Consider the following 10,810-nt stretch of genomic DNA (forward strand, 5'->3'; position numbering starts at 1 on the left):
TGGTCCGAATCGACCGTTGCCGCAAATCGGCCACCGCGTCGTTCAATCACTGATTGAATCGCCGCATGAGCGTGTCCACATCACCCACCCGCGAGCAATTGCTGCGGACAGCCGAGCGCCTCTTCCTCATCGAGGGCTACGACGCCGTCTCCGTGCGCGCCATCTGCGCGGGCGCGGGAGCCAATCCGGCGGCCGTGCACTACCACTTCGGATCGAAGGATCAGCTCGCGACGGCACTGCTCGAGGCGCGTCTCGCCCCGCTGTGGGCGGCGGCACTCGGCTCCGTCGATGTCTCACGTGACTCCGTCGCCGCGCTGGTCGACGTCGTGATCACCCCGTTCGTCGAGATCCAGCGCGACCCCGCCGGACATCTGCATCTGCAACTCCTGGCCCGCTTCGTCCACGCGCGTCCCCAGGCTCCCTGGCACGGCGCCTGGTTCGATCTCGACCGGTGGGCCGACATGCTGGTCGCGATGGTCGGCGGCCTCGGCCACGACCAGGCTCGCCGACGCTGGGCACTTGCATTCGAGCTGATCCTGTCGCGCTTCTCCGCCGACCGTCCGCTGTCCGACGACGACGTGGCGTCGCTCCGCGAGTTCGTCACAGCCGGACTCGGTCAGCCTGCGGCCACGAGCACCGCGGCCGGTACCGAGGACAACCCGTGAACGGCTCGTCGCCGACCCCCGATCCCTTCGCACCGGCACGACTGGGTCCGCTGACGCTGCGCAACCGCCTGATCAAATGTGCGACGTTCGAGGGTGCGACCCCCGACGCACTCGTCACCGACGATCTCGTCGAGTTCCACCGCGAGGTGGCTGCGGGCGGCGTCGCCATGAGCACGGTTGCGTACTGCGCGGTCGGCCCCGAGGGGCGGACCGATCGACATCAGATCTGGATGCGTCCCGAGGCAGCACCGGGGCTGCGCCGGCTCACCGACGCCATCCACGCCGAAGGTGCCCTTGCCGCTGCCCAGCTCGGCCACGCGGGGCCGGTCGCGAACTCGGCGTCGAATCGCGCGAAAGCCCTTGGTCCGTCGCGCATTCCGGCGCCGATGGGAATGTCGGTGACACAAAAGATCTCGGCTGACCGCATCGCGGATCTCCGCACATCGTTTCGACGGGCGGCGCGCATCGCGGTCGATTCGGGTTTCGACGGACTCGAAATCCATTGCGGCCACAACTATCTCATCAGTTGTTTTCTCTCACCTCTGCTCAACCATCGACGCGACGGATACGGCGGCACACTGGTCAATCGTGCGCGGCTCGCGCGCGAAGTGGTCGAGTCGGTGCGCGACGAGGTCGGCGATTCGGCTGCCGTCTGGGTGAAGCTGAACATGTACGACGGCGTGGGCGGTGTCGGGAGGTGGCGCGGATTCGATGTCGACGAGGCATGCGAGGTCGCGCGACTTCTGGAATCGGACGGCCACCTCGACGCGATCGAGCCGACGGCAGGCAGCTCACTGCTGAACCCGATGTACCTCTTCCACGGCGACGCACCGCGTGAGGCTTTCGCCGACGCCTTCCACGGCGCGATGCGGTGGGGACTGAAGGCCGCTGGCCCCTTCTTCCTCAAGCACTACGACTATCACCCCGGCTACCTGATGCCGCTGGCCCGCAGGCTGCGTGAGAGCGTCGACCTGCCGATCATCCTGCTCGGCGGCATCACCGACCGCGCAACGATGGACACGGCGCTGGCTGAGGGTTTCGACTTTCTCGCGATGGGCCGCGCACTGCTGCGCGAACCCGACCTACCGCTGCGGATCGCCGACGACCCCGCCGTGCGCTCGCTGTGCACTCACTGCAACCTGTGCATGCCGACGATCTATTCGCGCACGAGGTGCCCGCTGCGCGAAGAGGTCGGCGCTGAGTGAGCCACCCCCCTCCCGCTGAGTGAGCCGGGCCGAAGCGCCAGCGGAGGCCCGAGTCGAAATCACTGCGCCCACCCCGCAGGCTTCGACACGGGAGCTCGCTCCGCTCGCGCCCGGCTCAACCAGCGGAATAACGCCCGGCTCAACCAGCGGAATAAAGCCCGGCTCAATCAGCGGAATAACGCCCGGCTCAACCAGCGGGTAGCGGACCCGCGGACGTGTGCTCGGCGAGGTAGCGGCCGGTGATCGACGCGGAACTGCTCGCCACCTCGCCAGGTGTGCCGACCGCGACGATCCGACCGCCCGCTTCCCCACCCCCTGGCCCCATGTCGATGACATAGTCGGCGTTGGCGATCACGTCGAGGTCGTGCTCGAATGACGATGATCGTTGCGCCGCGCTCGGTCAGTCGAGTCAGCACCTGCAGTAGCGTGCGCACGTCCAGCGGGTGCAGCCCGACGCTCGGCTCATCGAGGACGAACACCGTGTCGGACTGGTCGCGGTGCAACTGATTCACCAGTTTCAGACGCTGCGCCTCGCCGCCCGACAGCGCCGGCGTCGATTCCCCGAGTGTGAGGTAGCCGAGACCCAGTTCGTCAAGAGCCTTGAGCCGCTTGGTCACTCGCGCCAGACCCGACACTGCGCGCGCAGCGTCGCGGATCGTGTAACCGAGCAACTCCGGAAGCGACACTCCGTCGCGAGTGAACTCCCTCGCACGCGGCGCGAACCTGCTCCCCTTGCATTCAGGGCACACGATGTCGATGTCGGGCAGGAACTGCACGTCGAGTGAGACCTCGCCCGTCCCCTCACATCTCGGACACGAAAGCGATCCGGTGTTGTAGGAGAAGTCCGAGGCGGTCAGACCCGCAGCTCTCGCGGCGTCGGTCTCGGCGTAGGCCCGACGGAGATCGTCCATCACACCGGAATAGGTTGCGACAGTTGACCGTACATTGATACCGATCGGCGTCGCGTCGACCACCTGGGGACGAAATCTCTTGCCCGAGGGCAGTTCCGGCACACCGAGTTCGACGACATGCCGCGGGAGCCGCGCCGGAGGTTCGGTCGACAACGCCGCCAACGCCGGTACAAATGACTCGAGCACCATCGTGGTCTTGCCCGAGCCCGACACCCCGGTGACGGCAACGAGCCGACCGCGCGGGATGTCGACGACCAACGGTTCGACGGTGTGGATCGCCGACGTCTCGATATGAAAAGAGCCGAGTGCGAACACCTCGTCGCGCGAACTCTGCGCGCGAACCACCACATCCTCTGCGCCGGTGAGGAATCCGGCCAGGCGCGAATCCGGGTCGTCGGAAACCGTCGACACCGTCCCCTGTGCGATGACCCTGCCACCGTCGCTTCCCGATCCGGGTCCGATCTCGACGAGCCATTCCGCCTGGCGCAGAATTTGCACGTCATGGTCGACGAAGACCACCGAGTTACCGTCGGCGAGAAGGTCGTTCATCACACCGAGCAGGCCTTCGATGTTCGCGGGATGCAGACCGATCGACGGCTCGTCGAGAACGTAGAGCACGCCGGTGGTCCGATTGCGCACCGCCCGCGCGAGTTGGACGCGCTGCCGCTCGCCCGTCGACAGCGTGGCGCCCGCGCGATCGAGGGTGAGGTAGCCGAGGCCCAACTCGACAAGTCGTCGCGCCATATCGAACAGCGTGTCGACGAGCCCCTGTGCCATTTCCCGCATCTCGGGTGGCAGTGTCGCCGGAACCCCTGGCGCCCAGGCGAGTACATCGTCGAGCGAGAGCGCGGTGATATCCGCCAGGTTGTCGTCGCCGATCCGTGGTGCCCGCGCCGCGTCGCTCAATCGTGTGCCGTCACAGGTGGGACAGGTTCCGACAGTGAGGAATCGGCTCACTCGAGCGAGCCGCTTCTCGTTGTCGGCACGCTTGAGCTCTTCGGTCACCGTGAGTCGGGCGTTACGGAAGGTGAAGTCGAGATCGTGCACGCCCTTCTTCGACGTGACGGTGATGTGCTTCTTCTCCTCAGGTCCGTCGAGCACGATCTCGCGTTCGTCATCGGTGAGGTCGCGCCAGGGCACGTCGGTGCGCACCCCGAACTCGCGGGCGATGGCAGGCTGCACGTTGAACCCGAACATGTTCCACGGCACCACCGCGCCCTCGTCGAGGGTCTTGTCGGGGTCGGGGACGAGCGCGTCGTCGTCGACGGTCCGTACGACGCCGGTCCCCGCACACGTCGGGCACGCGCCGCGCGAGTTGAAGGCGAGATCCTCGGCGCCGGGAGCGTCGACCTGCGCGCCGCACACCGGGCAGAAAAACGGCCGTTCGGCAGCGACGTCGATCGTCGGGGGCACGTAGTGGCCGTTGGGACATCTGTGCGACGCCAGGCGCGAGAACATCAGCCGCAGCACGTTGAGCAACTCGCTCGACGTACCGAACGTCGAGCGCACTCCCGGTGGCGCAGGTCGCTGTCGCAGTGCGAGCGCCGCCGGTACGTGTTCGACGGAGTCGACATTCGCACGCGCCGCCTGCGCCATGCGTCGTCGGGTGTAGGTCGACAGCGCCTCGATGTAGCGCCGCGACCCCTCCGCGTACAGCACCCCGAGCGCCAGCGACGACTTACCCGACCCGGACACTCCCGCGATCCCCACCAGCGCGCGCAGCGGGATGTCGACGTCGAGGTCGGCCAGATTGTTCACCCGAGCCCCGCGGACGGAGATCTGATCGGGCTCTGCACTGCGGCGCATTGGGGCGGACACATGCTCGACGGAACGGCTCACCCTATCGAGCCTATCCACGCCCGACGGTATCGACACGCTGCCGACATCGGCGACCAGCAGCACACCGACCCCACTGCGCGGGCGCGCTATTTTGGCCAGTAGGTCCGCGTGAGCGGACGATCGACCCGGCAGACGTCCACGACGAGAGGTTGCGCACCGATGACATCCGAGAGCACCGACCCATACCTGTGGCTCGAGGAGGTCACCTCCGACTCCGCGCTCGACTGGGTGCGCGAGCACAACGCCCCGACCGTCGACCGGCTGACCGCGTCGAAGCGATTCGCCGAGATAGAGGAGCAGACCCTCGAAGCCCTCGACACCGACGACCGAATTCCCTACGTTCGACGCCGCGGCGACTACCTCTACAACTTCTGGCGCGACGCCACCAACACGCGCGGCCTGTGGCGCCGCACCACACTCGACTCCTACGTCACCGACGATCCCGAGTGGGACGTGTTGATCGACGTCGACGAGCTCGCGAGGTCCGAGGACGAGAACTGGGTGTGGAAGGGCGCGACGGCGCTGCGTTCGACAACTGACAGCGGCCCCGACTATCGGCGCGTGCTCATCTCGCTGTCACGCGGCGGTGCCGACGCCGCGGTGGTGCGCGAATTCGACCTCACCAGACGCACCTGGGTCACCGACGGATTCACGCTCCCCGAGAACAAGTCGACGGTGAGTTGGATCGACGAAAACAACGTCTACGTCGGCACCGACTTCGGTACCGCACCCGACGGGCACAGCTCGCTGACCGAATCGGGATACCCGCGCATCGCGAAACGCTGGACGCGCGGCACCCCACTCGATGACGCCGTCACCGTCTTCACCGGCGAACCGTCGGACATCTCGATCAGAGCCGTCTACGACGACACTCCCAGGTTCGAACGTCACTTTGTCTCCCGCGCAACGGATTTCTTCAACTCTCTGCTCTTCGAGAACCGCGACGGCGAGCTCGTCCTCATCGACGTCCCCACCGATGCGTATGCGGGCGTACGACGCGACTGGCTGCTGGTCATGACGCGCTCGGAGTGGTCGCCGTCGGGCCCCGACGGTCCCACGTACGCGCCCGGCACGCTCCTCACGTTCGACTATCCGGCCTACCTCGACGGAAACCGCGACGCCACAGTCCTGTTCGAGCCGGACGGCCACACCAGCCTCGTCGACTTCACGTTCACCAAGAACTACCTGATCATCACGACGCTGCACGACGTGCACACATCGATCACGGTGCTGACCGTTGGCGACTGGTCGCCCGTCGAGATCGCCGGATTGCCGGGCCTGGCAACGATTTCCGTGCTCGACACCGATCCCGACCACAGCGATGAAGTGTTCTGGTCGGCCACGTCGTTCACCGAACCGCCCAGCCTGCTGCACGGCACGATCGGCTCCGACGACGCCACCGTGATCAAGCACAGCCCCGCGTTCTTCGACGCCTCATCGGTGACCACCGAGCAGTACTTCGCCACCTCCGACGACGGCACGCTCATCCCCTACTTCGTCGTCCGACGGACCGACGTCACGAGTGGTCCGACGCTGCTCTACGGGTACGGCGGATTCGAAAATGCGCTCACCCCAGGCTATTTGACAGTTGCCGGGAGGGCATGGATCGAACGCGGCGGCATCTATGTGATCGCCAACATCCGCGGTGGCGGCGAGTACGGCCCCGCATGGCACACCGTTGCCCAGAAGGCGGGACGCCATCTGGTCTACGAGGACTTCTCCAGCGTCGCGAAGGATCTGGTCATCCGACGCTTCACGACTCCGGAACAGCTTGGTGCACAGGGTGGTTCGAACGGCGGACTGCTGATGGGCGTCATGCTCACCCGCTATCCCGAGCTCTTCGGTGCGCTCGTCTGCCAGGTGCCGCTGATCGACATGTACCGCTATCACCTGTTGCTCGCGGGAGCGTCGTGGGTGGCCGAGTACGGCAATCCGGAAGACCCCGACGAGTGGGCGTTCATGCAGCCGTTCTCGCCATATCAGAACATCCGACGCGACGTCGACTACCCGCCGATCCTTGTGACGACCTCGACCCGCGACGACCGCGTACACCCCGGTCACGCACGCAAACTCGTTGCGCGGCTAGAAGAAAACGGACACACCGTGGACTACTACGAGAACATCGAGGGCGGCCACGGCGGCGCCGCCGACAACAAGCAGGCGGCATACAAGTCGGCGCTTGCCTACGAGTTTCTCTGGGAGACACTGGGCGAGACCGACCGTCGGTGAGCTGACTCCACCCCAACGTCCGATGGCGCTTCGGATCACAGACGGAGCCGACCGTGCGTCCCGCTACATGGCACTCCTGTGACGACCGTCTGATATACGCTACAAACACTCGTACCCACAGGAGTCCACATGTCACACTCTCGCCGTCGAACCATGACGACAGTCGCCCGTATCTCAGCGATTCTCGTTGCCGCAGCAGCAGTATCGCCGTCGATCGGTACAGCTCACGCATCGCCTCCGACGTCGTCGGTCTCTGGTACGCCGACCGCGATATCGGCGATCTCCGCCGACCGACTGCCGCACGATGCCGCTGCCGGATACCGCATGAACTACTCCACGACGGACGAATACGGTCATCCCGCAGTCTCGGCCGGACAGATCTACGTGCCGCGCGGCACTCCGCCTGCGGGCGGTTGGCGAGTTGTCAGCTGGGCCAAGGGAACAGTCGGTGTCGGGAACAAGTGCAGCATGGATTACGCGCTGACCCACAATCTGCCAGCGCCTCCCGCCGTCGAGATGGCAGAGCCGCTCGTCGAGGCACTCCTGCGCGCTGGAATCGCCGTCGTATCGACCGACTACGTCGGGCTGACTCCCAACGGAAAACACCACTACCTCAACAGTTCTGCCGAATCCCACGCAGTCGTCGACATGGTCAGCGCCGCGCACACGGCACTTCCGCAACTCTCCCAGACATGGGCGGCAGCGGGGCACTCACAGGGTGGTCAGGCGGCCATCACCGCGAGCGCGCTCGTCAGTGGCACCGCCGCGACCAAGTTTCGGGGCACGGTGGCATTCGCGCCGGCGTCCAACACCGAGACCGCGCTCGGAGCGCTCGGCCCAGAGGTCCCGTCGATCGGTCCGATCAAGAACCTCACCGCAACGTTGATCTATGTGCTCTACGGTCTCCGTGATTCGAGGCCCGACCTCCACCTCGACTCCTATCTCACGCCCCGTGGACGCGCGCTCGTCGACCGCGCGCCGCAGCTGTGCATCTTCGATCTCCGCAGCGCCGTTTCGTCACTCGGTCCGAACCAGGTGCTCGCGAAACCGCTTATCGGTCCAGTCGCCGACGCACTGCGCACCTACATGTCCGTACCGGTCGCGGGTCAGCGGAAACCCATCACCATCGAACACGGCACGCACGACACGGTTGTGCCGACGGCCGGAAGTGCACTGTTGACGACTCAGCTTCTCGCCAACGGCGCACAAGCCCACCTAGACCTCGTCGATGCGACTCACTATGACGTGATCGCGAAGACCACACCCCAATCGGTGACCGTGCTCCGCAGGCTTCTCTCGTAACCGATTCCCCCACAACAGAACTCCTGCGACGCCGGATCTCCGACGTCGCAGGAGTTCTCGTCTGGTCAGCTCCGCAGAGTCGTCGCGGGGGTCTCACCGAACTCGTCGCGGTAGGCGGCGGCGAAACGCCCCAAATGTGTGAAGCCCCATCGCACCGCGACGTCGGCGACCGTCGTCGTCGTCGGATCGGCCGCCGACAGTTCGTCGTGCACCCGCCGAAGCCGCAACGACCGCAGGTGTCCTGAGGGAGTCGTCCCGAAGTGGGTGCGGAAGCCCATCTGGAGCGATCGGACACTGAGGCCGACCTCGTCGGCGATGTCGGGGATGTTGATTTGCTCGGTCGCGCGAGCCGCCAACAGGTCCGCGGCCCGGCGCACCGGCCGCGGGACCGCCGATACCGAACGCGCGGAATGGAGTTCGTCGGAGTAGTTGTTCGACTGGCTGAGCAGGAGTTGGTTCATCACCGCGTTCCCGAGTTCACCGATCGCGAGGTCCTGCGGCCCGGCGCCGAGCGTGTCGACCCCGTCCACCAGCGTCTTGACCAACCGCACCCACGCGTTCTCGCGGTCACCATCGAGTCGCATCGAAGGATCGAATCGGATCGACTCGCGCGGCACCCGACCGAGACGTCGACGAAGTCGGTCGTGGAGGGCATCGCTGTCGATATGCACCAATAGCTGCCGGTTGCCGTTACTCCAGCGCATGGACACCGGCGAGCCGGGCTGCAGGATCGACGCCATCCGCGTCGTCGACTCCATCTCCCATCCACGACCGGCGATGATCGCCGACCCGTCAAGCGGAACCTGCACAAGGTAGAAGTCGTCGAGATCGCGAGGGTCTATCCGTACCGAGCTGCCGTAGTCGAGGTAATAGAGCCCCACGTCGCCGAGTTCGACTCCGTGGAATCGCGCGGCGAAGGAACTTCGTCCGTCCAGCGGCGCCAATTGGTGCCGGCAGAAGGCATCCCCGACTCGTGCTCGCGCATCGTCGACGTCAGTCGACTGTGCGAGCGGATAACGGGAAAGCGGCAAGGTCATGGCAGTTCACTCCTGCTGTCACCACTCAAGATACTGCGCAATTCTGACCGCCGTCAGGAAACCGTGTTAACTCTGCGTTCCGGGTTCGATTCGATCCCGTCAACTTCCGATCCATGTGCGCATAGCGGATAAGACCTGCGCATCGCGCACAGACTCCAGTTCACGGAGTTCTTAGCGTTGGTCGCATCCCAAGCGGATACGTCCACTCAAGAACGGAGATCGCATGACACCCATCGAACTCAACTCCTCGTCCGACGCCGCGACGCCGTTGTCCGGACGCGTGGCGATTGTGTCGGGCGGCGCCACCGACCTCGGCTGGGGTGTGGTCGGCAGCCTGCGCGATGCCGGTGCATCGGTGGTCGTCGCCGACATCGACGTCGATCGCGGGAAGCAACTCGCCGACAGCGATCCGGGCATCGTCTTCGTCGAGACCGACCTCACCGACGATCGCTCGTTGGCGACGTTGGTGTCGACGACGGTCGGCACGTTCGGCGGAATCGACGTCCTGGTGAATCTCGCATGTTCGTACGTCGACGACGGCGCGGCCACGACGAGGGCAGACTGGCTACGGGCGCTCGACGTCAACCTGGTGAGCGTCGCGATGCTCTCCGAGGCTGTGCGGCCGCATTTGCTCGCCAGGGGCGGTGGAGCGATCGTCAACTTCGGCTCCATCTCGTCGAAGGTCGCCCAGACCGGACGGTGGGTCTATCCGGCGAGTAAAGCCGCCGTGGTGCAACTGACCCGGTCGATGGCCATGGACTATGCCGCCGACGGCATCCGCGTGAACTCGGTCAGTCCCGGATGGACCTGGTCGAAGATCATGCGCGAACTCTCCGGAGACGATCGCGCGAAGACCGACTCCGTCGCAGCCCCCTTCCACCTGACCGGCCGAGTCGGCCATCCCTCCGAGGTCGGCGACGTCATCGCGTTCCTGGCCTCCGCCAAGGCCTCTGTCGTCACGGGCGCCGATTGGGCCGTTGACGGTGGCTATTCCGTCATCGGTCCCGAACGCTCCGAAGCAGCTATCCCACTTCTCGCACAGTAATCAGATGCAGCGCAACCCTTTTCACGAGAAAGCAGACACCATGCCAACTATCACCATCGTCGGCGCAGGCCAGTCCGGCCTCCAACTCGCGATCGGCCTCCTGGGCAACGGGTACGACGTCACCGTCGTCTCCGACCGCACACCTGAGCAGATCGCCACGGGACGTGTCACCTCCAGTCAGTGCATGTTCGGTTCCTCGCTCGCGCGTGAGGCTGCACTCGGACTCGATTTCTGGACACAGTCATGTCCCGACGTCGACGGCATCGGGTTCGCCGTCCCCGGACCCGACCGGACACCGGCATTCGAGTGGCAGGCACGCCTCGATCTCCCCGCACGATCGGTGGACCAGCGGGTCAAGATGCCGCGATTCATCGACGAATTCGTCAGTCGCGGTGGAAACTTCGTGATCGAGTCTGCCGACATCGCGGCGCTCGAACGATACTCGACCACATCCGATCTCATCATCGTCGCCGCGGGCAAGGGAGAGATCGCCCAGATGTTCACGCGCGACGACGAGCGCTCGACCTTCAGCGCACCCGCCCGCGCGCTCTCGCTGACCTATGTCACGGGAATGCCC

General features: G+C 65.6%; 7 protein-coding genes and 1 pseudogene. 6 read left to right on the forward strand and 2 right to left on the reverse strand.

Annotated elements, in window-relative coordinates:
- The first annotated feature begins 65 nt into the window (after positions 1-65).
- Positions 66-665, forward strand: coding sequence for a TetR/AcrR family transcriptional regulator (locus A5777_RS15375; protein ID WP_064863293.1), 600 nt, complete (start codon positions 66-68; stop codon positions 663-665).
- The gene (locus A5777_RS15380) at positions 662-1,870 is read left to right on the forward strand and encodes an oxidoreductase (RefSeq protein WP_064863294.1); all 1,209 of its coding nucleotides are present in this window, start codon (positions 662-664) and stop codon (positions 1,868-1,870) included. The genes A5777_RS15375 and A5777_RS15380 overlap by 4 nt, the downstream gene beginning before the upstream one ends.
- 187 nt (positions 1,871-2,057) lie before the next feature.
- Here the strand turns inward: A5777_RS15380 and A5777_RS15385 are convergent.
- Positions 2,058-4,587, reverse strand: a pseudogene (locus tag A5777_RS15385) (excinuclease ABC subunit UvrA).
- A 192-nt stretch (positions 4,588-4,779) separates the two neighbouring features.
- Between A5777_RS15385 and A5777_RS15390 the strand changes: the two are divergent.
- Positions 4,780-6,849 carry a prolyl oligopeptidase family serine peptidase gene (locus tag A5777_RS15390; RefSeq protein WP_064863295.1) on the forward strand — a complete coding sequence of 690 codons (2,070 nt, stop codon included), beginning with the start codon at positions 4,780-4,782 and terminating at the stop codon, positions 6,847-6,849.
- 153 nt (positions 6,850-7,002) lie between these two features.
- Positions 7,003-8,151, forward strand: coding sequence for a lipase family protein (locus tag A5777_RS15395; RefSeq protein ID WP_064863296.1), 1,149 nt, complete (start codon positions 7,003-7,005; stop codon positions 8,149-8,151).
- 65 nt (positions 8,152-8,216) lie between these two features.
- Here the strand turns inward: A5777_RS15395 and A5777_RS15400 are convergent, their stop codons facing one another.
- Positions 8,217-9,188, reverse strand: a complete 972-nt coding sequence (locus A5777_RS15400) for an AraC family transcriptional regulator (protein WP_064863297.1) — start codon at positions 9,186-9,188, stop codon at positions 8,217-8,219.
- A gap of 223 nt (positions 9,189-9,411) precedes the next feature.
- Between A5777_RS15400 and A5777_RS15405 the strand changes: the two genes are divergently transcribed.
- A complete protein-coding gene (locus A5777_RS15405) occupies positions 9,412-10,233 on the forward strand; it encodes an SDR family oxidoreductase (protein WP_064863298.1) in 822 nt (273 codons plus the stop codon).
- A 40-nt stretch (positions 10,234-10,273) separates the two neighbouring features.
- On the forward strand, positions 10,274-10,810 hold a 537-nt coding region (locus A5777_RS15410; protein ID WP_331710601.1), incomplete at its 3' end, for a styrene monooxygenase/indole monooxygenase family protein.

Source organism: Gordonia sp. 852002-10350_SCH5691597, from assembly GCF_001665715.1.
GTDB classification, from domain to species: Bacteria; Actinomycetota; Actinomycetes; order Mycobacteriales; family Mycobacteriaceae; genus Gordonia; species Gordonia sputi.